The sequence below is a fragment of the Mesorhizobium sp. CA4 genome, from assembly GCF_020165075.1.
GTDB lineage: Bacteria > Pseudomonadota > Alphaproteobacteria > Rhizobiales > Rhizobiaceae > Mesorhizobium.
In genome coordinates this window covers 18,452-39,368 of sequence record NZ_JAIUHK010000048.1, presented here as the reverse complement: position 1 = coordinate 39,368, position 20,917 = coordinate 18,452, and the positions used below count along the sequence as shown (strand labels likewise).

The window sequence follows — 20,917 nt, the reverse complement described above, 5'->3', positions numbered from 1 at the left end:
CCCCCGTCATGGCCGCCGCTGCCCCCGCCGCCATCGTGGCCACCACTGTCACCGCCACCGTCGTGGCCGCCGCTGTCTGCGCCGCCGCCATGGCTGGCACCCTCCCCGCCTTCGTGGTCGCCGTCATGATCGTCGCCCTGATGATCGCCGTCCTGGTCCCCTTCATGCGAGCCGGTAGCGGCGCCGTCGCCCTTGTGTCCGGCCTCGTCATTCTCGGCGGCTTCATTGTCGTCGCCGACGCTGGATGTATTGACCTGATCGTCGTCACCTTCGATCGTGGATGGCGTCACCCCGCCGCCGTGGTCCGAGCCGGCATAAGACGGCTGCGCGGCGAAGATGCCGAGCAGGCCGATTGCACTTGCCGCAAACAAGGGAAGGGTTTTCATCCACGCGCTCCGATCCGTTCTGTGAGATCGGATCATCGTCGCGCCGGATTACGGCGCCCTTAAATGAGTGATTGTAATTTTAGGAACGTCTTATTTTTGTGCCGGCCTGGCATGTGGCCGCGACGGTGACACAGTGCCGCTTAGGGCTCTCGCCACGATCGCCTCCAGCGGCTCCGGCCGGTGCAGGAAATAGCCCTGGCCATAGGCGACGCCCATGCCCATGAGGATCTCCAGCGCGTTCTTTTCCTCGACCTTTTCGGCCACGACCGCGGCGCCCATCGAGCGGGCGATGCCGGTGATCGCCGAGACGATCTCGCGATCGAAGCGGCTGTCGGCGATGTGCTCGACGAACGAACCGTCGATCTTGATGGCATCGATGGGAAAGCGCCTGAGATATTCGAAGGAGCTCATGCCGGCGCCGAAGTCGTCGAGGCTGACGCGGCAATGGCGGAGCCTCGCCTTGCGTACGAATTCTTCCGCCGCGTCGAAATTGGTGACGGCGGCGGTTTCGGTGATCTCGAAACCGACGGCCGACGGCGACGCGCCGCTCCCGGCGATGGCCGCGTCGACGAATTCCCAGAGCTGCGGATCGGAAAGCGTCTGCGCCGACAAATTGAAGTCGAGCGAGATGGCCCCCGCGCGCATCGCCTCGCCATGGCGCGTCAGCGCGGTGCGGATGACCCAGCGGTCGAGCCGAGCGGCGAGGCCGAAGCGTTCGGCAACCGGCACGAAATCGCCGGGCGGGATCATGTTGCCGGTGTGGGCTTCGAGCCTGGCCAGCACTTCGACATGGCGGCTGTCTTCCCATGGCTGGCCGAGCCGGTGGATTTCCTGACCGAACAGCCTCAGCCGGCCGTCCTCCATCGCATCGACCAGGTCGGCCGCCAGCCGCGCGGCGTTGAGGCCGCCGGCGCCCGACGTCGTCTCCGGCGAGAACACCACGAAGCGGTCACGACCGCCGGCCTTGGCGGCGTAGCAGGCATCGTCGGCACAGGCGAGCGCGTCGGCCACGCTCATGTTGCGGTCGCGCACAAAGGCGACGCCGATGCTGGCGGCAAGCCTGCGCGAGGTGACCGCCGCGCCAAGATCGGCGTTGCGCACGGCGGCAAGCACGGCACGGGCGAGATGCTCGGCGCAAGCGTCATTGCAGTTCGGCACCAAAAGCGCGAATTCGTCGCCGCCGAGCCGCGCCGCATGCGCCGAAGCGGGCAGGCTGGCGAGGATTCCCGCCGCGACGCTCTTCAGCGCCAGGTCCCCTGCGGCATGGCCGGCATAGTCGTTGAGCGCCTTGAAGTAGTCGAGGTCGACATAGAACACGGCAAGCGGCAGCCGCTCGGCCATGGGGATGTTCTCGGCAAGCATCCGGCCGAAGGCCGAACGGTTGAGTAGCCCGGTCAACGCATCGTGACGCGCGGCGAAGGCAAGCTCCTCGGCGCGCGTCTTCTCCTCGGTGACGTCGCGTACGGTGCCCAGAATCTGACCGGCCGAGCCGACATCGGCAATGAAGCGCACCAGCGATTCGATATGGCGGACCTGGCCGTCACGCCGGACTATGCGATATTGTGTGGCTGTCACGCTTTCAGAGCCCGGCAGCGGCAGATGAGCGCGCTCGATGGCCTCCTTGTCGTCCGGGTGGAGATAGGTGTGCCAGAGTTCGGCCGTCACCTCGTCGGTATCGCTGCCCAACCCGAAGATGTCCCTGGTGCGGGCGTCCCAATAGCTCTTGTTGGTGCCGATGTCGTAGTGCCAGATGCCGGTGCCGCTGGCGGCAAGCGCGAGCCGCAAACGGACATTGACCTGCTCAAGCGCGGCCTCGGCCTCTTTCTGCCTGGTGATGTCGGTCTGCACCCCCATCAGGCGCAGCGGCTTGCCTTCAGCATCGCGCTCGACGATGCCGCCGCGGTCGAGCACCCAGACCCAGTGGCCGTCCCTGTGCTTCAGGCGCAGTTCTGTCTCGATGAATTCGGTGTGACCGGCGATATGGCGGTCGCCGCTCGCCAGCGCCCGCTCGCGGTCGTCGGGATGGGTGAGCTTCAGCCAGAGATCGGAGCTGTCGGCGAGCTCGCCCTCGGCATAACCCAGCATCCGCCACCAGGTCGGCGAATAGTAGCAGTCGCCGGTCGCGAGATTCCAGTCCCACAGGCCGAGCTGGGCGCGATCGAGCGCCACCGCCCAGAATTCGCCATTGCGTTTGTCGTCGTCCGCCATTCTTTGTTCTTGCCGTCCTGCCCCGGCAATACTGCATGAAAGCAGAGAAGAAAGGGTTACCGGCTCCCCATTAAGGATGAGCCGGACAGGGCGGATATGGCGCGAAACCCTTCGCGCTCGGTCATTCTAGCGCGGAGCGGTAGCGAAGCGACGAGCAGACCCGAGGATGACGACATCACGAGGCCACCGCCAACCTTCTTCGCACCACCGCCGTAACTTTTCCTCAATTGCTCTCAGGCAGTCTGCAGGAACACCTCTTCCGGCGCCATCCCGACTAGCTCGGCAAAGCGGCCATGGTCGGTCGCGCCCTCGGAGTTGACGACGAGCACGCGCGCATGCGTATCGAGGCCGAGCGCGGCGCGCATATCCCTGTCGCCCGTGGCGCGGACCAGCCCGGCTAGGCCTGCCCCGCCGCTCTCGCCGGAGATGATCGCCGGATCGTTGCCCAAGGGCCGCGCCAGCCGCTTCATCACCGCGACCGCGTCCTCTTCTTCCACCATCATAAAGGCGTCGCCGACGCGCGCCAGCACGCGCCAGGCGACGAGGGAAGGCTCGGCGCATTCGAGCATCGTCATCACGGTCGGCTGCTGATTTGCGATCGTTGCCGGACGTCCGGCCTCAGCCGAAGCGTAGACGCAGGCCGAGCGCCGCGGCTCGACCACCACAGCCTTCGGCCGCCGTTCGCCGAGCATGACCGCCATATGGCCGGCGATCGCCGCCGCGAAGCCGCCGACGCCGGCCTGCAGGAAGACATGCGTTGGCGGCTCGGTCATGCGCCGCAGCGTCTCGCGCACGATCACCGTATAGCCCTGCATGACCAGCCCGGGAACGCGCTCGTCGCCCAGCCAGGACGTGTTGGAGATGATTTTCCAGCCGCGCTCGGCGCCGACGCGGGCGACTTCGCGCACCGCATGGTCATAGCCGCCCTCGACCTCGACAATCTCGGCGCCGAAGCTTGCAATGGCCGCGACACGCTCGGCACTTACGCCAGCATGGACGTAGATCACCGAACGCGCGCCGACGAAGCCGGCCCCCTGCGCCACCGAACGGCCATGGTTGCCATCGGTTGCGCAGCAGAATGTCATCTGAGCGGCGATGGCGCGCAGCTTGGGATCGTTGATCTCGTCGATATCGACAGCGCGGCCGAAGCGCTTGCCGGCCTCCTCAAGCACCAGCCGCATGACGGCATAGGCGCCGCCCAGCGCCTTGAAGCTGCCAAGGCCAAGACGCTGGCCTTCATCTTTGACGTGAAGCGCCGCGATGCCGAGCTCCTCGGCCAACGCCGGCAAGTCGTGCAGCGGCGTCTCCGCATAGTTGTGGCGCGCCTTGAGGTAAAGCTCGGCCCGCTCGCCTCCCGCGATGCCGAGCGACTCGGCATCGGCGGCAGCCAACGGCTGGTTGTGTTCTGGACGTTGGTTGAGAAGCAGCATGCTAGTCTTCCTACGAGGCACTGAACTCTGTTGGCGGGCACGATTCGGGCCCGATTCTGGACGATTAATTGGCTAGTGATTGAAGTTTGTTTCGATTGGATGTCGCCGGATGTGCGCTTCGGGACAACCCGATACAGCCAACGTGACTATTTTTGGTGGTATTTCGCCCCCCGCGGCACGCCCATCAGGGTTCCTCCCGCGATCAGTCGGCCGCCAGCCGGGCGGCAACGCCAAGCAGGATGTTGGCGCCGGCGACCAGCTCGCCAGGAGCGGTGAACTCGGCGGGGTTGTGGCTGATGCCGCCCCGGCTCGGCACGAAGATCATCGCCGACGGCGCGATGCGCGCGATCATCTGCGCGTCGTGCCCGGCGCCGGAAGTCATGCGCCGGCAGGACAGGCCGGCGGCCCTGGCGCCATCCTCGATCAGCGAGACGATCCCGGCATCGAAAGTCATCGGCTCGAAGCGCGCAAGGCTTTCGGCATGGATGGTGACGCCGACGCTTGCAGCAAGCTCGTCGAGGAAGGCGGCGAGTGCCGCTTCCTGTTCGCGAAGATGCGTTTCGTTCGGATCGCGCAGGTCGATGGTGAAGGTCGCGCGCGATGGGATGACGTTGATCGCGTTCGGCTCGAAGGCGATGGTGCCGACAGTCGCGACCGTGCGCGTCGACGAGGCGCCGGCGCGGTCGGCGAGGAAGCCGATCACGCGCGCAGCGGCGACACCTGCGTCCTTTCGCATCGACATCGGCGTGGTGCCGGCATGGTTGGCCTCGCCGGCAATGGTAATGCGCTGCCAGGAAATGCCCTGCAGGTTCTCGACCGCGCCGATGGCAATACCCTCGCGCTCGAGCACCGGCCCCTGCTCGACATGCAGCTCGACATAGGCATGCGGCTTGAGGAAGCCGGGCTCGTGTATCCCGGCATAGCCGATGCGCTCCAGCTCCTTGCCCAGCACCGTGCCGTCGGTGCCGACCGAGGCCAGCGCTTCTCCCAGGTCCCGGCCACCGGCAAAGACCAGTGAGCCCATCATGTCGGGCGAAAAGCGCACGCCCTCCTCGTTGGTGAATGCGACGACGAGCGGGCGCGCCGGCGCGAAGCCGGCCTCCTTCAGGCTCTCGATCGCTTCGAGGCCGGCCAGCACGCCATAGCAGCCGTCATAGATGCCGGCGTCGATCACCGTATCGATATGCGAGCCGAGCATGACCGGCGCCTGGCCCGCATTGGCGTCGTCCCGCCAGATGCCGAAAATGTTGCCGATGCGGTCGACGGCGATTTCAAGCCCCGCCTCTCTTAGCCAGCCGACGAGACGGTCGCGACCGAGCCTGTCCATGTCGGAGGCGGCGACGCGGACCAGCCTGCCCTGCGCATCGCGGCCGATTCCGCCGAGTTCCTGGATGCGACCTAGAAGCCGGCCCGCGTTGATCGTCAGATTGCTCATGCCGGCAGCCCTGCGTTTGGGACTTCATCCGGCGCCATGCCGACGAGCTCGGCATAGCGACCGGGGTCGGTCGCGCCTTCGGAATTGATGATCAGCACGCGGGAGTTCCCATCGAGGCCGAGCGCCGCCCGGATCTTCCTGTCGCCGGCGGCGCGGATCAGCCCGGCGAGCCCCGCCCCGCCGCTCTCGCCGGAGACGATTGCCGGGTCATTGCCCGAAGGCCGTGCCAGACGGTTCATCACGGCGACTGCATCTTCCTCGTCCACGGTCATGAAGGCATCGCCGATCCGCGACAGAACGCGCCAAGCGACCAGCGACGGTTCGTAGCATTCGAGCATCGCCATGACGGTCGGATTGCTGTGCGCGATCGTGACCGGACGTCCGGCTTTGGCCGTCTCATAGACGCAGGCCGCCCGCTTCGGCTCGACCACTGTCACGGCCGGCCGCGCGTCGGCGAGCGCAATGGTGAGATGGCCGGCCACCGCCGCGGCGAAGCCGCCGACGCCGGCCTGCAGGAACACGTGGGTGGGCGGCTCACGCAAGCGCTTCAGCGCTTCGCGCACGATCACCGTGTAGCCCTGCATGACCAGCCCCGGGATGCGCTCATAGCCCGGCCAGGACGTGTCGGAGACGACCGTCCAGCCGCGCTCGGCGGCGACGCGGGCGGCTTCCCTGACCGACTGGTCGTAATCGCCGGCGACGCGCACGATCTCGGCGCCGAAGCGGGCGATGGCCGCCACGCGTTCGTTGCTGACGCCCGAATGGACGAAGATGACCGAGCGCGCGCCGACAAGGCCCGCGCCCTGCGCCACCGAGCGTCCATGGTTGCCGTCGGTGGCGCAGGCGAAGGTCATCTGAGCGGCGATCGCCTTCACCTCAGGCTTGGGCAGTTCCTCGACCGCGACGGCGCGGCCGAGCTGCCTGCCTGCCTCCTCCAGCACCAGATGCATGACGGCATAGGCGCCGCCCAACGCCTTGAAGCTGCCGAGGCCGAGGCGCCTGCCCTCGTCCTTGACGTGCAGCGCGCCGATGTCGAGCTCGGCCGCCAGCGCCGGCAGGGCGTGCAGAGGCGTCTCGGCATGGTTGTCGCGCGCGGCAAGGAAGCGCTCGGCCTGCCTTGCGCCGGCGAGCCCAAGCGTCGCGGCGTCCTCCTCGGTCAGCGGCTGGCGATGGTCCGGGTGGTGATTGAGCAGGAACATGGTCGGCTTTCTCCGTCTTGATGACTGAAGTTTATTGCAAGCCGAGTGAGGAAGGCGCTCTGTTTTGCCGATTGAAATGCAAGTTTGTTTCGTTTGGAATGCTGCCATGTCCATTTCGCCCGAACTCGACGCCTTTGACCGTGCCATCCTCGCCATCCTGCAGAAGGACAACGCCACGCCGCAACGCGCCATCGGCGAAAAGGTGAACCTCTCGGCGCCGGCGGTGCAGCGGCGCATCAAGCGCATGGAGGAGACGGGCGTCATCCGCGCCAATGTCGCGCTGGTCGACCCAGCCAAGGTCGGCCACCCGATCGCCATATTCGTCGAGGTCGAGGTGGAGAGCGAGCGCGCCGAGCTGATCGACGCCGCCAAGCGCGGCTTCGCCGAAGTGCCCGAAGTGCAGCAATGCTACTACGTCACCGGCGAGGCAGATTTCATCCTCGTCGTCACCGTGGCGAGCATGGCCGACTACGAGGCGCTGACCAGGCGGCTATTCTTCGAGAACAACAACGTCAAAAGGTTTCGCACGTTCGTCGCGATGGACCGGGTGAAGGTGGGGCTGGAGGTGCCGGTGGGCGGGCCAGCATAATGGTTCGGAAAATATCACGTATCATACTGCGATACATACCAAAACGTATCATGGCAAGATACGCATCATGGAAGTCAGATGATCCGGTGTTTAAGGACAGAGCAACCGAGGCAGTTCGACAGGCAAAGCTCCGAAAGGGTTTCCGGCAGACCTCGTTTGTGTCGCCAGCGGAAGCTGTTCATGCTCGACAACGCGACCGAACTGGCCGACCTCAAGATACCGCCAGGGAACCGGCCTGAAGCCCTGAAACGGGATCGTGCCGGCCAGCATTCGATCCGGATCAACGACCAGTTCCGAGTCTGCTTTCGTTGGGTGGATGGCGGAGCCGAGAATGTGGAAATTACTGACTATCACTGAGCGAACTAATCATTCCGCCAAACCAACACGCTCTTCCCGTATGGGAGTGGAAAAATGGATCAAACTCGATGTTCCTATTCACCCAAGCGAGATACTGAGGACGGAGTTCCTTGAGCTGCTCGATTTGAAGCCCTACACCCTGGCGAAGAAGCTTCATGTACCGCGCACGCGCATCGAGCGTCTGGCCAATGAGACAACACCTGTTACACCGGACACGGCTTTGCGCCTCGCAAAGTTCTTCGGCACCACACCGCAGTTCTGGATGAACATGCAGGCCAGTTACGACTTGGCTGTCGAGGGCGCGTCGCTTCAGGAAAAACTCAAAGAGATCGAGCGGTTCGAGACGGCAGCCTAGGAGCTATTGCCTCGCGGGCCCAGCCGCCGCGCATAAACCTCCCCGACAATCCCGCGTCTAAAAATCAGAACGCAGATCATGAAGATCAGGCCGGTGGCGATCGTCACAGGGAAGCCGGAGGTGGCCAGCGTATTCTCCAGGCCGACCACCAGGCCGGCGCCCACCACCGGGCCGACCATGGTGCCAATGCCGCCGAGCAGCGTCATCAGGATCACCTCGCCCGACATCTGCCAAGTGACGTCGGTGAGTGTCGCGAACTGGAAGACGATCGCCTTGGTCGCACCTGCAAGGCCGGCAAGCGCCGCCGACATGACGAAGGCGGCTAGCTTGTAGCGACCGACGGAATAGCCGAGCGAAATGGCGCGGTTCTCGTTCTCGCGGATCGAACGCAGGATCATGCCGAAAGGCGAGTTGACGATGCGCCAGACGGCGAAGACGCCGATCAGGAAGATGGCAAGCACGAAGAAGTACATGTTCATGGTGACGCCGAGATCGACGACGCCGAAGAGATGCCCACGCGGCACGCCCTGGATGCCGTCCTCGCCCTCGGTGAAAGGCGCCTGCACGCAGAAGAAATAGAACATCTGCGCCAGCGCCAGCGTGATCATCGAGAAATAGATGCCCTGCCGGCGGATGGCGAGGAAACCCATGACGAGGCCCATCAGCGCTGCACCCGCGGTGCCGAGCAGGATGGCTGCTTCCGGTGGCCAGCCCCACGCCTTTACCGCGTAGGCGCAGAAATAGGCGGCACCGCCGAAGAAAGCGGCGTGGCCGAAGGAGAGCAGACCGGTGTAGCCGAGCAAGAGGTTGAAGGCGCAGGCGAACAGCGCGAAGCACAGCATCTTCATCACGAAGATCGGGTAGATGGCGAAGGGCGCGGCGATCAGCGCCACGATGCCCAGCGCGATCAGCACCCGTTCCAGCCTCACGGAGGCGGCGGCGCGTTCTGCGTGAAGGGTCGCCTCGCTCATCTCAGGCGTCCCTTCCGAACAGGCCGGCGGGCCTGAGCAAAAGCACGATCGCCATGATGACGAAGACGACGACGTTCGAGGCCTCGGGATAGAAAACCTTGGTCAGGCCCTCGGCGAGGCCGAGCATGTAACCGGTGACGATGGCGCCGAGGATCGAGCCCATGCCGCCGACCACAACGACGGCGAAGACGACGATGATCAGATCCGAACCCATCAGCGGGCTGACCTGGTAGACAGGAGCGGCGAGAATGCCGGCGAGCCCCGCAAGGCTCGCGCCCAGCCCGTAGGTGAGCGTGAGCAGAAGCGGCACGTTGACGCCGAAGGCTTGAACCAGTTCCGGGTTCTCGGTGGCGGCGCGCAGGTAGGAGCCGAGCCTGGTCTTCTCGATCAGGAGCCAGGTGCCGATGCAGACGATCAGCGAAGCCGCCACCACCCAGCCGCGATAGTTGGGCAGGAACATGAAGCCGAGATTGGTGCCGCCGGCAAGCAGCGTCGGCACGGCGTAGGGATTGCCGGAGACGCCGTAATAATAGCGGAACACGCCCTCGATGACCAAGGCGAGGCCGAAGGTGAAGAGCAGGCCATAGAGCGGATCGAGGCGGTAGAGATGCGACAGGGCCAGACGCTCGACCGCCATGCCGAACAGGCCGACGGCAAGCGGCACTAGAACCACCGCCGGCCAATAGCCGATGCCCAAATGCACCAGCAGCAGATAGCCGATGAAGGCGCCCAGCATATAGAGCGCGCCATGGGCGAAATTGATGATGCGCAGCAGGCCGAAGATGATAGCGAGACCGAGGCTGAGCATGGCGTAGAAGGAGCCGTTGATCAGGCCGACGAGGAGTTGGCCGAGAAGCGCCTGGATGGGGATGCCGAAGATCATGGTCATTGCGCCATCATACCCCCAGCACCTCGTGCAGCTTGTCGGTGTGCGCGGAAAGCTGGCCGACCGGGAATCCCTCCACCACCTTGCCATTGTCCATCAGATAAAAACGGTCGGCGATGCGGGCGGCGAAGCGGAAATTCTGCTCGACCAGAAGGATGGTCATGCCTCGCTTTTTCAGCGTCGCCAGCAATTCGCCGATGCGCTGGACGATGACCGGCGCGAGACCTTCGGTCGGCTCGTCGAGCAAAAGCATCTCGACGCCGGTCCTCAAGATCCGCGCGATGGCCAGCATTTGTTGTTCGCCGCCGGACAGCTTCGTGCCCTGGCTGTTCCGGCGCTCCTTGAGGTTGGGGAAGAGTTCGAAAATTTCTTCCACGCTCATGCCGCCCTTGGCCACGACCGGCGGCAGGACGAGATTCTCGTCCACCGTGAGGGTGGCGAGGATGCCGCGCTCCTCCGGCACGAAGCCGATACCTTGATGGGCGACGCGGTGCAGCGGCAGGCGGATAAGGTCCTTGCCGTTGAAGGTGACGGAGCCGGTGCGCTTGCGGATCAGCCCCATGATGGCGCGCAATGTGGTGGTCTTGCCGACGCCGTTGCGGCCGAGCAGCGTCACGGTCTCGCCGCGCATGACATCGAGGTCGACGCCATGCAGCGCATGGCCCTCGCCGTACCAGGCGTGGAGGTCGCGCACGGCCAGCAGCCGCTCACTCATGCTCCGTCCCCATATAGGCGACGCGCACGCGCTCGTCCTGGCTGACGGTGGCATAGTCCCCGGCCGCCAGGACCTGGCCGCGCTGCATGACGGTGATCCAGTCGCAGAGATCGGCGACGACGGTAAGGTTGTGCTCGACCATCAGCACGGCGCGATCCTTGGCCAGCGAGCGGATGATGCCAGAGATCATGCCGACATCCTCATGCCCCATGCCGGCCATCGGCTCGTCGAGCAGAAGCACTTTCGGATCGAGAGCCAGCGTGGTGGCGATCTCCAGCACGCGCTTCCTGCCATAGGAGAGATCGCCGGCGAGACGATGCGCGGCGTCGTCAAGGCCGACGATGGCGAGCAATTCGCGCGCCCTTGGCGTGAGCTGGTCCAGCGCCGAGACGGGGCGCCAGAACTGGTAGCCCAGCCCGCTTGGACGCTGCAGCGCCACGCGCACGTTGTCTAGCACCGAGAGGTGCGGAAAGATCGCCGAGATCTGAAAGGAGCGCACGAGGCCCATCCGCGCCACTTTGGCCGGCGGCGTGCGGGTGATGTCGGAGCCGAGCAATTCGATCCTGCCGCTGGTCGGCTGCAGGAACTTGGTCAACAGGTTGAAAATGGTCGTCTTGCCGGCCCCGTTCGGGCCGATCAGCGCATGGATCTTCGCGTGGTGGACGTCGAGGTCGACATCCTTCACCGCGACGAAGCCGGCGAAGTCGCGCCTGAGGCCGCGGGCGGAAAGCACCACCCGCGGCGCCTGATCCGTGCCGTCCGGACGGACAGCGGTGGCGGTGTCGAGCGTCACTTGGTGACGAGCGGGCAGCCGCTGTCCTCGGCCTTCATGAAGGCCTTGTCGCCCGGAATCGTCGCCAGATAGGTGTAATAGTCCCAGTCCTTCTTCGACTCTTCCGGCTTCTTGACCTGGTAGAGATACATATCGTGCACCATCGAGCCGTCGGGCTGCACCTTGCCGTTGGCGGTGAAGACGTCGTTGACCGGCATCTCATGCAGCTCCTTGGCCACTGCCTCGGTCCCGTCGGTGCCGGCCTTGTCGATGGCCTTCAGATACTGCGTCACCGCCGAATAGGTGCCGGCCTGGATCATGTTGGGCATGCGGTTGGTGCGCTTGAAGAAGCGCTGGGCGAATTCGCGGCTCTTGTCGTCGCGGTCCCAGTAAAAGGCTTCGGTCAGCACCACGCCCTGCGCCGCCTGAAGGCCCAGCCCATGCACTTCGGCAAGCGTGAAGAGGAGCGCGGCCAGCCGCTGGCCGCCGGCGACGATGCCGAACTCGGCTGCCTGCTTGATCGAGTTCGAGGTATCGAGGCCGGCATTGGCAAGCCCGACGATCTTGGCACCCGAGGACTGCGCCTGGAGCAGGAAGGAGGAATAGTCGGTGGAGCCGAGCGGATAGCGCACTTCGCCCAGCACCTTGCCGCCGCTCGCCTCGACCAGCTTGGCGGTCTGGTCCTTCAGCGAATAGCCGAAGGCATAGTCGACGGTGATGAAATACCAGCTGTCGCCGCCCTGCTTGACCAGCTCGCCGCCCGTGCCGACGGCCTGCGAATGGGTATCATAGGCCCAGTGGAAGCCGTAGGGCGAGCACTGCTTGCCGGTGAGGTCGGTGGCGGCCGCGCCGGTGACGATGTCGATCTTCTTCTTTTCCTTGGAAAGCCCCTGGACGGCCAAGGCCACGGACGATGTCGTGAGCTCCATGATCGCGTCGACCTGCTGGGTGTCGTACCACTGGCGCGCGATGTTGGAGGCGATGTCGGGCTTGTTCTGATGGTCGGCGCTGACGATCTCGATCGGCGCGCCTTGTACCTTGCCGCCGAAATCCTCCACCGCCATCTTGGCCGCCTCGACCGACCACTTGCCGCCGAAATCGGCGTAAACACCCGACTGGTCGTTCAAGATGCCGATCTTGACCTTGCCGTCGGAAATTTCGCCGGCCGCTGCCGGCATTGCGGATGCCGCAAGAAGCGCGGCCGAGACGAGACAGGATGCTTTCACTGGTGGTTCCTCCCTGGTAGCCAACCACGGGAAACGCGGCGGCCTCGCAATGGTTCAACAGTTCCTTCGGATTTTGGATTGGAGCCTCGATCCCGCTCTGCCGCTCCTCCTCTCGCGGACCTCCGGTTTGCGGGCTGGGCCGCGACGTGCCTTGGGTGCACGTGCGCGAGCCTAACATCACCTTTCGCGAGCCGAGAATGCTATTTTCGTAGCATGGCAGATAGATGGATCGAGAGGCGATCGCGCGGCGATGAGGCGCCCGGGACGATCTAACGCGAGCGGCGGCTTTTTTATCCTTTTTGTTGCCCTGATCGGCCAAGTTGCATGCACCCATATAGCCTTTTCCCAAACTGGGAACAGAGGAACTCTAATTGGGAAACATTCACCTGATCGACACCTGCTCACCACGATAGCGGCTTGCCGTCGCGAAAAAAGCTGCCGGTCGGGCCGTCGTCGGGCAAGGTCGCGGCCCAGACGATGCCGGCCGCGCCTTGCGCGACGGGGCGACCGCCCGGGCCGCCCATGTCGGTCGCGACCCAACCGGGACAGATCGAATTGACCAGGACACCTGCACCGCGCAGCTCAGCCGCCAGGATGCGGGTCAGCGCGTTGAGCGTCGCCTTGCTGGTCGAATAGGCCGGCGCGCCGGCACCCATCGAAGCGAGCGAGCCGCCTTCCGACGAGACGTTGACCAATCGGCCGTGGCCGGAAGCGCCAAGCAGCGGCGCGAAGGCGGCAGCAACACGCCAGGCGCCGAAGACGTTGGTCTCGAAGGCCTCGCGGATGACCGTCCAGTCGGGCATGAGCGCCCGCGCCGAAGGGTCGTAATGGATGGCGGCGTTGTTGACCAAAACGTCCAGCCGGCCGAACCGGCTCTCGACCTCGGCCGCGGCGCGCGCGGCTGCTTCGGGCGCGCCGACATCCAGCGCGATGGCCTCGACGGCGCCGCCAAGCTTCCTTGCCGCCGCCTCGCCCTTGGCAAGATCGCGGACGCCGATGAGCACGGTGAATCCGAGTTCTGCAAGCTGGCGCGCCGTCTCCAGGCCGATGCCGCGATTGCCGCCGGTGACGAGCGCCACCTTGCCGGAATGATCTGTGTTGGTGGTCATTGCTCCTGCTCCTGTCCGGTGTGTCGGCAGCAAGATGGCATCGATCGGACCGAATGATTAGAGCGCGGAATTCGCACGCATCGTGCGATTGGGCTCATGAAAGACCTGCCCAGCCGGATGCGCGGCCGCCTTAATCGCAAGCGGTGCTCGATCGCCAAGTGACCGTTGCGGCCGCGCTGCGAAGCGGCCATCCCGCTCCGCAATGGGAAAGCGCCAGACACAATCGGGAAACAAGATTCAACGGTCGGGAAAAACTCGCGAAAAGAGCCGGTGTCATAACGGCAACCGGAGCAGCCGACCACTACGGCGCGCGACAACAGACATTGATCCTAACCAAGGAATGCCGATTATGAAAAAGACCCTTCTTTCCGCACTCGGCCTCGCCGTCGCTCTCGCATTCGCGGTGCCCGCCGCCAACGCCCAGACCACCACCGCTCCGGCGACGAGCACCACTGCTCCTGCCACGACCACTGCTGCCCCGGCCGCTAACGAGACGGCGAAAGCCGGCGCCAATGGCCCGCACAAGAAGCTCAGGAAGCATCATCGCCGCCATCACGGCCGCAAGCATCATATGCGGAAGCACACCCGGCACCACATGAGGAAGCATCACGTGCGCAGGCACCATGTGAAGAAGCATGTTGCAAAGAAGGCCGTATAACGCGTTTCGACCTTCACGACCGGATGATCCGGGACCGCTTGCTAAGGGTTCAGGATCATCGCTTCCCGAAGACGCCGCCCTCCCTCCGGGGCGGCGTTTTTGTTTCCGGTCTTAGTCGGGCAAACCGGCAACCACGTTTCGGGATCACGTCTTACTTCTTCTGCGGGTGGATCGTCTCGCCGCGCTTCAGCATTGCCACCAGATCGGCGATCTTCTTCTTGCGCCCTGCCTCGGTCTTCATGTTGTGGGTGCGGAAGGCGAGCGCGAAGCGGTTCTGCGCCGAAAGCTTGTCCAGCATCGCTTTCGCCTTGGGCTCGGCATCGATCGCGGCCTGCAGGTCGGGCGGGATGGTCATCTCCTTCGATCCGCCATAGGCACGGTCCCAGCGACCGTCGGCCTTGGCCGCCTCGACCTGCTTGAGGCCATGCTCGGTCATGCGGCCCGCCTCGATCAGGCGCGCGACATTGTCGATGTTGATCTTGCTCCAGATGCTCTTTTTGCCGCGCGGGGTGTAACGCTGCAGGAAACTCTTCTCGTCGAGCGACTTGCGCACCGCGTCGATCCAGCCGAAGCAAAGCACGACGTCGATCGCCTCCTTCGGCGTGATCGATGGCAGCCCCGAGCCGACCTTGTGGATCTTGATCCAGACTTCGCTTTCGCTGGCGTGATTGTCGGCAAGCCACGCATAGAAGCTCTCCGCATCGGGGAACTCGCGCACCTTGCCTGGGTCGACCTTGATCGGGGCCATCGTCACCTCATGTTCATTGTCTCGACTTGCAGCTAGAACGATTCCGCCCCGGCTGTAGCCTTCAATGGTGCCAGTTTCTGTGGGCAGGCGGCATATGCCATCGGAGTTTCCGATGGCGCCATCGATTTCTTCCGTTTCCGCTTCGCGCCAGGGTCTGCCAAACCTCCTTGCAAAGGAAAGGCATGGACATGGACAAGCAAAGAATCCTGGTCGTCGGCGGCAGCTCGGGCATGGGGCTGGCGCTTGCCAGACGATGCCTCGAGGAAGGCGCGCACGTCATCATCGCCGGGCGCGGCGAAGCGAAGCTGAGCGCGGTGCAGGAAGAGCTCGGCCGCCGGGACACGCTCGAAACGGCGGTGGTTGACATCAGCCGCGAGGATGAGGTCGCAGCGCTTTTCGAGCGCATCGGCAGGCTCGACCATATCGTCAGCACGGCGGCCGACATCGAAGGCGCCTACCGGCTGTTGCCGGAGATCGAGCTTTCAGCCGCGCAAAAGGTGGTGGAAAGCAAATTCTACGGACCGTTGCTTCTCGCCAAGCATGGCGCGCCGAAGCTGCCGCCGAGCGGCTCGCTCACCTTCGTCTCCGGTATAGCGGCCTACCGGCCGGCGGCGCGCGGCGCGGTCGTCGCGGCCGTCAACGCCGCGTTGGAAGGGCTGGTGCGGGCTTTGGCCGTCGAACTGGCGCCGATCCGCGTCAACGCCGTCTCGCCGGGTTGGGTCGACACGCCGATCTGGGAGTTCGTCGCGGGCGACAGGAAGGCCCAGACCCTGGCCGCCATGGCGGAGCGCCTGCCCGCTGGGCGCATCGGACGGCCGGAGGATATTGCGGACGCAATCCGCTTCCTGATCGGCAACGGCTTCACGACCGGAGAGACGCTGCATGTCGAGGGCGGGCACCGGCTGGTGTGACCGGGACCAAGCCCTCCGCTAGAGCGGTGAGCAGTGCCTTGAGCGCGGGCGGCTGGACGCGCCGGCGGCGCCACACCATCACGATGTCGGCAGAGCGGACCGAGCCGGGCCAGGCAAGCTCGGCGACCTCGCCGCGATCGATCGCGACGGCGACCGCCAGCCGCGGCACCAGACCAAAGCCGGCGCCCGCCGCCACCAGCCCAGCGATGGCGTCGATGCTGCCGGCCTCGGCGGCCAGCCTTGGCCTGCCCAACCCGGCCTCGGCAAATGCCTTGTCGACCATGGCGCGGTAGACGCAGCCTGTCTCGGTGGCAACGAACTGCTTCTCGGCCAGCGTCGCCAGATCGACATCCGCGCGGTTGTCGCCGGGCGGCGCGATCAACGCCAGCGGCTCGGCCGCCACGATGCGCCTGGCAAAGCGCGGGTCCGGCTCACCGGCATTGGATTGCTCGAAGGAGAAAATGACGTCGATCTCGCCGTCGCCCAACCGGCGCAGCAACTCGCCGCTGCCGGCGATCCGGAGCTTGATGTCGATGCCGGGATGATCGGCGCGAAAACCAGCGAGCCATGGCGCCAGCCTTGCCGCGGCGATCGTCTCCAGCGCGCCGATCGACAGGCTGCCGGCCGCCTCGGCGCTGGTGGCATCGATGGCGGCGCGGGCCTCGTCGGCAAGCGCCAGCAAGTCCTCGGCATAGGGTTTCAGCGCCTCGCCGGCCGGCGTCAGGGTGAGCCCCTGTCGCGAGCGGGTGAAGAGGCTGGCGCCAAGCTCGGTTTCCAGCACCTGGATCTGGTCGCTGACGCTCGACTGCGCGAGATTGACCTCGCGCGCCGCGCGCGTGACGTTGCGGGTGCGCGCGACCGCCAGAAAGGTCTTCAGCAGCCTGGGATGCATCTGCGCTTCAGGGCTACTGCAGCTGCGGCTTCTTCAGGAAGGAATTGCGGTCGGCCGATTTGACACGCAGCCAGGTCTCGCGGCCGTCGCGCACGACGCGCAGCGGGATTTCCGAGCCGGCCGGGTTCTGCCAGAGTTTTCTGTAGAAATCGGCAAGACCGTCAACCTCGCCGTCGCGCACATCGGAGATGATATCGCCTTGACGTAGACCAGCCTTTGCCGCGGGGCCGCCTTCGGCCACGCTCATCACCACCACCATGCCGTTCGACTCGGCCGAGAAGGCGCCGAGCCACGGGCGCGGCGCCTTCGCCGCCTGGCCGCGCTTGACGAGATCGTCGAGGATCGGCGTCAAGAGATCGATCGGCACGACCATGTTGATGTCGGCCACCTCGCCCGCCCGGCTCATCTGCAGGCGCAGCGAGCCGACGCCGAGCAGCTTGCCGGCGCGGTCGAACAGCGCGGCGCCACCCCAGGACGGGTGCGCGGGCGCCGTGAAGATCGCTTCGTCGATCAGGTATTCCCAATAGCCGGCGAATTCCTGCTTGGTGACGATGTGGGCGTCGACCTGCTGGCCGATGCCGTCGGCCAACGTCACGGCATCGCCGATATTGGCCTTCCTGGCGCTGCCGAACTGGACCGGGGGCAGGCCGAGCGGCGCCAGCGCCTGGACGAGACCGAAGCCGGTCTCCTGGTCATAGGCCAGCGCATGTGCCGCGACCACGCGGCCGTCCTGGTCGGTCAGCCACACTTCCTCGGCCTCGGTGATGAGATAGCCGATGGTGAGCACAAGCCCATTGTCGCGGATCACCACGCCGCTGCCCTCGCGGCGCGTGCCAAGCGCATTGGCGGTGAAAGCGTCGTCCGGCACCGTGGCGCGCACGGCAACGACGGAGCGCGAAATTTTCTCGATGGTCATCGATCCATCCTGCATTGCGGGTCTTTGCCTATAAGTATGGCCGAAGGAGCGCCGTGCAAGGGCGGATTTCCCCCTCACCCAGGCTGGCACAAGCGCTAGTTCAACGAAGGTTGAACTTTTTTCTTTGACGCGCGCGGAACCGCACCTAAGTCTATCGGCATCGGTGGCAGGACTTCCCGCCGCTCACGTAACACAAGGCCCCCAACATGGACCAATACACCCCGCCGAAAATCTGGACCTGGAACAAGCCGAATGGCGGCGAGTTCGCTTCGATCAACCGGCCGATCGCGGGCCCGACGCATGAGAAGGAACTGCCGGTCGGCAAGCACCCGCTGCAGCTCTACTCGCTGGCCACGCCCAACGGCCAGAAGGTGACGATCATGCTGGAGGAGCTTCTTGCGCTCGGCCACAAGGGCGCCGAATACGATGCCTGGCTGATCAAGATTGGCGACGGCGAGCAGTTCGGCAGCGGATTCGTCAAGGTCAATCCGAACTCGAAAATACCGGCGCTGATGGACCGCAGCGAGCCGAAGCCGGTGCGCGTGTTCGAATCCGGCTCGATCCTCACCTATCTTGCCGAGAAATTCGGCGAATTCCTGCCGACCGAGCGCGCAGCGCGCGCAGAGACCTTCTCGTGGCTGTTCTGGCAGATGGGCTCCGCGCCCTATCTTGGCGGCGGCTTCGGCCACTTCTATGCCTATGCGCCGCACAAGATCGAATATGCGATCGACCGCTTCGCCATGGAGACCAAGCGGCAGATGGATGTTCTCGACCGTAGGCTGGCGGAGAGCGAATATCTCGCCGGCCCGGACTACACGATCGCCGACATTGCGGTTTGGCCCTGGTATGGCGGGCTCGCCAAGGGCCGCAGCTACACCAACTCGGCGGAGTTCCTCTCGGTGCACGAATACAAGAACGTGCAGCGCTGGGCCGATGCGATCGACGCGCGGCCGGCGGTAAGCCGCGGGCGCATGGTGAACCGCATGTCCGGCGATCCAGCCTTCCAACTGCGCGAGCGCCACGACGCCAGCGACTTCGAGACCCGGACGCAGGATAAGCTGCAAGCGGCAGAGTGAGGCGTTGAAGCCGCTGACCTCTCCCTCGTGCGGGAGACTGGCTGTCGCCAGCGCCTGCTACCTTCCGTATGTATATGTCACGGTCGCCTGGCCGAGCGCAGAGCTTTTGGCGGCGACCGAAATCATCTCCGGCAAGGGGTTGGCCGGTATGCGCAATGTCTTTTCACCCAGCGCATAGAGCGTGAACACATAGTGATGGTTGCCGCTGCCGGGCGGCGGGCACGGGCCGAAATAGCCGGCGCGGCCGATGCCGCCTTTGCCTTGCACCGAACCCTTGGGCATGCGCTTGCCACTTTGCGCGCCAGCGCCCTCGCGCAGTCCCTTGGCGCTCGCCGGGATGTTCCAGGCCAGCCAGTGCCAGAAACCTTTGCCGCCATTGGCATCGGTGTCGAACATGGTCAGCGCGTAGCTTTTCGTTCCGGCTGGCGGATCCTTCCAGGCAAGCGCGATCGAGACGTTCTGTCCGCCGCAGCCGGGCTTGTCGCCGAGATATTTCGCATCCCATTTGCCGTTCGACACGGAGGGGCTGGAGATCTCGAAGGCGGACGCCTGGGTGGCGAAGGCGACAAGGGCGAGCATGGTGAAGCCGAGACGCAAGGTCATCTGATCCTCCCTGAATGACGCAGCGTAGCCGAAAAGCGGCCCGAAAAAGGGCAAGCTAGCGCAGCCGGCTGCCTGAGCAACAAAAAAGCCCGCCGGTGAAGGCCGTCGGGGCTCTCTCGTTCGGATCATGGAGGTGGGACCCCACGATCGGCTCGATCCAGGGGGTGTTGGATCGGTCGCGACACTAGCCGAGGAATCGGCCGCACGGACAATCACGCTTGCGCACTGCCAATCACGCCTGCGCGAGTGAACGGTGATAGCGGCTGCTGATCTCCCCTCTTGAGGGGGAGATTAGCCCCGCAGCAGCTTTGCCAGTCTCGGCACGCCTTCGTTCACCGCGCGATCGTCGGCAAGCGTGAACGACATGCGCAGCGTGTTGCGGCCGGTGCCGTCGGCGTAGAAGGCATTGCCCGGCACGAAGGCGACGCGCGCCTCCTTGACCGAACGCGCCAAGAGCCCGGTGGCATCCGTGCCTTCCGGCAGCGTCAGCCAGACGAACATGCCGCCGTCCGGACGGCTCCAGGAAACGCCGTCGGGCATGTCGGCTTCGAGCGCGGAAAGCAGCGCATCGCGGCGCTTGCGGTAGGCATCGATCAGCTTGTCCACCTGGGCGTCGAAGATGGTTTCGGCGACGCGGTGCATGACCATCTGGTTGATCGAGGGGCTGTGCAGGTCGGAGGCCTGCTTCATCAGCACCAGCTTTTCCACCACATGGCGCGGCGCGCAAACCCAGCCGACGCGCATGCCGGGCGACAGTATCTTCGAGAAGGAGCCGCAATAGAGCGTGCGCGCATGATCGATGCCGCCGGCGCGGGCGCAGTCGAGCGCCAGGATCGGCGGCTCGCCCTCCCCGTCGTAACGCAGCGCGCGATAGGCGGCATCCTCGATGACGGCGATGTCGAGCTCGCCGGCGAGGTCGAGCACCGTCTCGCGCTGCTTGGTATCCAGCGTATTGCCGGTCGGGTTGGCGAAATCCGGCACCAGATAGGCGAACTTCACCTTGCCGCCATTTGCCGCCGCTGCCGCGCGATAGGCTTCCGGCGTCATGTTGCCGCCGGCGGTGTTCAGCCGGTCGTAGCGCGGCTCATAGGCGTTGAAGGCCTGCAGCGCACCGAGATAGGTCGGCCATGTCACAAGCGCGGTATCGCCGGGGGACAAAAAGAGCTTGCCGAGATAGTCGAGCGCCTGCTGCGAGCCGGAGGAGATGAAGATGTTGCCTTCGTCGCATTGAACGCCGAGCTTGCCCATATAGGCGGCCAGCCATTTGCGCAGCGGCAGGAAACCCTCGCTGACCTGGTATTGCAGCGCGGCGCCCGCCTCGGCGCCGCCGAGCACGGCCTGGTAGGCATCGCCGATCGCTTCGGCGGGAAACAGCGACGGATCGGGAATGCCCCCGGCGAAGGAGATGATGTCCGGCTGGTCGAGCAGTTTCAGGAGCTCGCGGATTTCCGAAGCCTTCATGCGCGAGGAGCGCG

General features: G+C 65.1%; 20 protein-coding genes and 2 pseudogenes. 6 read left to right on the top strand and 16 right to left on the bottom strand.

Annotated features, from left to right (window positions below):
* The 5 genes and pseudogenes from LB528_RS27375 to LB528_RS27355 all read right to left on the bottom strand — a co-directional run.
* A pseudogene (locus LB528_RS27375) lies at nucleotides 1-386 on the bottom strand (hypothetical protein); the annotation flags it as partial.
* A 90-nt stretch (nucleotides 387-476) separates the two neighbouring features.
* Nucleotides 477-2,594 (bottom strand): EAL domain-containing protein, encoded by a 2,118-nt coding sequence (locus tag LB528_RS27370; protein ID WP_224716970.1) that lies wholly within the window; start codon nucleotides 2,592-2,594, stop codon nucleotides 477-479.
* A 233-nt stretch (nucleotides 2,595-2,827) separates the two neighbouring features.
* The gene (locus LB528_RS27365) at nucleotides 2,828-4,024 is read right to left on the bottom strand and encodes a diaminopropionate ammonia-lyase (RefSeq protein ID WP_224716969.1); all 1,197 of its coding nucleotides are present in this window, start codon (nucleotides 4,022-4,024) and stop codon (nucleotides 2,828-2,830) included.
* A 202-nt stretch (nucleotides 4,025-4,226) separates the two neighbouring features.
* Entirely contained in the window at nucleotides 4,227-5,459 is a 1,233-nt protein-coding gene (locus LB528_RS27360) for a Zn-dependent hydrolase (protein WP_224716968.1), read from the bottom strand.
* Nucleotides 5,456-6,658, bottom strand: coding sequence for a diaminopropionate ammonia-lyase (locus LB528_RS27355; protein WP_224716967.1), 1,203 nt, complete (start codon nucleotides 6,656-6,658; stop codon nucleotides 5,456-5,458). Before LB528_RS27355 ends, LB528_RS27360 begins: the two co-directional genes overlap by 4 nt.
* Nucleotides 6,659-6,764: 106 nt before the next feature.
* Here LB528_RS27355 and LB528_RS27350 point away from each other — a divergent pair, with 106 nt between their 5' ends.
* The 3 genes and pseudogenes from LB528_RS27350 (at nucleotide 6,765) to LB528_RS27340 (ending at nucleotide 7,959) form a co-directional block, all read left to right on the top strand.
* On the top strand, nucleotides 6,765-7,247 hold the full coding sequence (locus tag LB528_RS27350) for an Lrp/AsnC family transcriptional regulator (RefSeq protein ID WP_224716966.1): 483 nt from the start codon (nucleotides 6,765-6,767) through the stop codon (nucleotides 7,245-7,247).
* A gap of 50 nt (nucleotides 7,248-7,297) precedes the next feature.
* A pseudogene (locus tag LB528_RS27345) lies at nucleotides 7,298-7,604 on the top strand (type II toxin-antitoxin system RelE/ParE family toxin).
* Nucleotides 7,579-7,959, top strand: a complete 381-nt coding sequence (locus LB528_RS27340) for a HigA family addiction module antitoxin (RefSeq protein ID WP_318012364.1) — start codon at nucleotides 7,579-7,581, stop codon at nucleotides 7,957-7,959. The pseudogene LB528_RS27345 and the gene LB528_RS27340 overlap by 26 nt, the downstream one beginning before the upstream one ends.
* On the opposite strand, the gene LB528_RS27335 is transcribed toward LB528_RS27340, so the two are convergent.
* The 6 genes from LB528_RS27335 to LB528_RS27310 form a co-directional block, all read right to left on the bottom strand.
* Complete coding sequence (locus LB528_RS27335) at nucleotides 7,956-8,930, bottom strand: branched-chain amino acid ABC transporter permease (RefSeq protein WP_224516081.1); 975 nt, start codon at nucleotides 8,928-8,930, stop codon at nucleotides 7,956-7,958. The two genes, LB528_RS27340 and LB528_RS27335, sit on opposite strands and share 4 nt — an antisense overlap.
* Nucleotide 8,931: 1 nt before the next feature.
* The gene (locus LB528_RS27330) at nucleotides 8,932-9,819 is read right to left on the bottom strand and encodes a branched-chain amino acid ABC transporter permease (protein ID WP_224716965.1); all 888 of its coding nucleotides are present in this window, start codon (nucleotides 9,817-9,819) and stop codon (nucleotides 8,932-8,934) included.
* A 7-nt stretch (nucleotides 9,820-9,826) separates the two neighbouring features.
* Complete coding sequence (locus LB528_RS27325) at nucleotides 9,827-10,531, bottom strand: ABC transporter ATP-binding protein (protein ID WP_224716964.1); 705 nt, start codon at nucleotides 10,529-10,531, stop codon at nucleotides 9,827-9,829.
* On the bottom strand, nucleotides 10,524-11,324 hold the full coding sequence (locus LB528_RS27320) for an ABC transporter ATP-binding protein (RefSeq protein WP_224516078.1): 801 nt from the start codon (nucleotides 11,322-11,324) through the stop codon (nucleotides 10,524-10,526). The genes LB528_RS27325 and LB528_RS27320 overlap by 8 nt, the downstream gene beginning before the upstream one ends.
* A complete protein-coding gene (locus tag LB528_RS27315) occupies nucleotides 11,321-12,529 on the bottom strand; it encodes an ABC transporter substrate-binding protein (protein WP_224516077.1) in 1,209 nt (402 codons plus the stop codon). Before LB528_RS27315 ends, LB528_RS27320 begins: the two co-directional genes overlap by 4 nt.
* Before the next feature lie 401 nt (nucleotides 12,530-12,930).
* The gene (locus LB528_RS27310; RefSeq protein ID WP_224516076.1) at nucleotides 12,931-13,638 is read right to left on the bottom strand and encodes an SDR family NAD(P)-dependent oxidoreductase; all 708 of its coding nucleotides are present in this window, start codon (nucleotides 13,636-13,638) and stop codon (nucleotides 12,931-12,933) included.
* A 349-nt stretch (nucleotides 13,639-13,987) separates the two neighbouring features.
* Here LB528_RS27310 and LB528_RS27305 point away from each other — a divergent pair, with 349 nt between their 5' ends.
* Complete coding sequence (locus LB528_RS27305; RefSeq protein WP_224516075.1) at nucleotides 13,988-14,296, top strand: hypothetical protein; 309 nt, start codon at nucleotides 13,988-13,990, stop codon at nucleotides 14,294-14,296.
* Between the two features lie 151 nt (nucleotides 14,297-14,447).
* On the opposite strand, the gene LB528_RS27300 is transcribed toward LB528_RS27305, so the two are convergent.
* Nucleotides 14,448-15,044, bottom strand: a complete 597-nt coding sequence (locus LB528_RS27300) for a YdeI/OmpD-associated family protein (protein WP_224716963.1) — start codon at nucleotides 15,042-15,044, stop codon at nucleotides 14,448-14,450.
* 182 nt (nucleotides 15,045-15,226) lie between these two features.
* On the opposite strand from LB528_RS27300, the gene LB528_RS27295 reads away from it, so the two are divergent.
* Nucleotides 15,227-15,955, top strand: a complete 729-nt coding sequence (locus LB528_RS27295) for an SDR family oxidoreductase (RefSeq protein ID WP_224716962.1) — start codon at nucleotides 15,227-15,229, stop codon at nucleotides 15,953-15,955.
* On the opposite strand, the gene LB528_RS27290 is transcribed toward LB528_RS27295, so the two are convergent.
* Both LB528_RS27290 and LB528_RS27285 read right to left on the bottom strand, forming a co-directional pair.
* The gene (locus LB528_RS27290) at nucleotides 15,906-16,847 is read right to left on the bottom strand and encodes a LysR family transcriptional regulator (protein ID WP_224716961.1); all 942 of its coding nucleotides are present in this window, start codon (nucleotides 16,845-16,847) and stop codon (nucleotides 15,906-15,908) included. The two genes, LB528_RS27295 and LB528_RS27290, sit on opposite strands and share 50 nt — an antisense overlap.
* Nucleotides 16,848-16,860: 13 nt before the next feature.
* A complete protein-coding gene (locus LB528_RS27285; RefSeq protein WP_224516071.1) occupies nucleotides 16,861-17,763 on the bottom strand; it encodes a S1C family serine protease in 903 nt (300 codons plus the stop codon).
* A gap of 206 nt (nucleotides 17,764-17,969) precedes the next feature.
* On the opposite strand from LB528_RS27285, the gene yghU reads away from it, so the two are divergent.
* Entirely contained in the window at nucleotides 17,970-18,839 is an 870-nt protein-coding gene (gene yghU / locus LB528_RS27280) for a glutathione-dependent disulfide-bond oxidoreductase (RefSeq protein WP_224716960.1), read from the top strand.
* Nucleotides 18,840-18,896: 57 nt separating this feature from the next.
* On the opposite strand, the gene LB528_RS27275 is transcribed toward yghU, so the two are convergent.
* Nucleotides 18,897-19,442 carry a YbhB/YbcL family Raf kinase inhibitor-like protein gene (locus LB528_RS27275; RefSeq protein ID WP_224716959.1) on the bottom strand — a complete coding sequence of 182 codons (546 nt, stop codon included), beginning with the start codon at nucleotides 19,440-19,442 and terminating at the stop codon, nucleotides 18,897-18,899.
* A 291-nt stretch (nucleotides 19,443-19,733) separates the two neighbouring features.
* Nucleotides 19,734-20,903 (bottom strand): PLP-dependent aminotransferase family protein, encoded by a 1,170-nt coding sequence (locus LB528_RS27270; RefSeq protein WP_224716972.1) that lies wholly within the window; start codon nucleotides 20,901-20,903, stop codon nucleotides 19,734-19,736.
* Nucleotides 20,904-20,917 lie beyond the last annotated feature (14 nt).

What these genes read in the sequence shown, in the direction of transcription:
- LB528_RS27335 (WP_224516081.1), bottom strand. Translation starts at nt 8,930, where the DNA reads ATGAGCGAGGCGACCCTTCACGCAGAACGCGCCGCCGCCTCCGTGAGG.
- LB528_RS27295 (WP_224716962.1), top strand. Translation starts at nt 15,227, where the DNA reads ATGGACATGGACAAGCAAAGAATCCTGGTCGTCGGCGGCAGCTCGGGC.
- LB528_RS27305 (WP_224516075.1), top strand. Translation starts at nt 13,988, where the DNA reads ATGAAAAAGACCCTTCTTTCCGCACTCGGCCTCGCCGTCGCTCTCGCA.
- LB528_RS27340 (WP_318012364.1), top strand. Translation starts at nt 7,579, where the DNA reads ATGTGGAAATTACTGACTATCACTGAGCGAACTAATCATTCCGCCAAA.
- LB528_RS27370 (WP_224716970.1), bottom strand. Translation starts at nt 2,594, where the DNA reads ATGGCGGACGACGACAAACGCAATGGCGAATTCTGGGCGGTGGCGCTC.
- LB528_RS27330 (WP_224716965.1), bottom strand. Translation starts at nt 9,819, where the DNA reads ATGACCATGATCTTCGGCATCCCCATCCAGGCGCTTCTCGGCCAACTC.
- LB528_RS27365 (WP_224716969.1), bottom strand. Translation starts at nt 4,024, where the DNA reads ATGCTGCTTCTCAACCAACGTCCAGAACACAACCAGCCGTTGGCTGCC.
- LB528_RS27290 (WP_224716961.1), bottom strand. Translation starts at nt 16,847, where the DNA reads ATGCATCCCAGGCTGCTGAAGACCTTTCTGGCGGTCGCGCGCACCCGC.
- LB528_RS27325 (WP_224716964.1), bottom strand. Translation starts at nt 10,531, where the DNA reads ATGAGTGAGCGGCTGCTGGCCGTGCGCGACCTCCACGCCTGGTACGGC.
- LB528_RS27360 (WP_224716968.1), bottom strand. Translation starts at nt 5,459, where the DNA reads ATGAGCAATCTGACGATCAACGCGGGCCGGCTTCTAGGTCGCATCCAG.
- LB528_RS27300 (WP_224716963.1), bottom strand. Translation starts at nt 15,044, where the DNA reads ATGGCCCCGATCAAGGTCGACCCAGGCAAGGTGCGCGAGTTCCCCGAT.
- LB528_RS27350 (WP_224716966.1), top strand. Translation starts at nt 6,765, where the DNA reads ATGTCCATTTCGCCCGAACTCGACGCCTTTGACCGTGCCATCCTCGCC.
- LB528_RS27285 (WP_224516071.1), bottom strand. Translation starts at nt 17,763, where the DNA reads ATGACCATCGAGAAAATTTCGCGCTCCGTCGTTGCCGTGCGCGCCACG.
- LB528_RS27275 (WP_224716959.1), bottom strand. Translation starts at nt 19,442, where the DNA reads ATGACCTTGCGTCTCGGCTTCACCATGCTCGCCCTTGTCGCCTTCGCC.
- LB528_RS27355 (WP_224716967.1), bottom strand. Translation starts at nt 6,658, where the DNA reads ATGTTCCTGCTCAATCACCACCCGGACCATCGCCAGCCGCTGACCGAG.
- LB528_RS27310 (WP_224516076.1), bottom strand. Translation starts at nt 13,638, where the DNA reads ATGACCACCAACACAGATCATTCCGGCAAGGTGGCGCTCGTCACCGGC.
- yghU (WP_224716960.1), top strand. Translation starts at nt 17,970, where the DNA reads ATGGACCAATACACCCCGCCGAAAATCTGGACCTGGAACAAGCCGAAT.
- LB528_RS27270 (WP_224716972.1), bottom strand. Translation starts at nt 20,903, where the DNA reads ATGAAGGCTTCGGAAATCCGCGAGCTCCTGAAACTGCTCGACCAGCCG.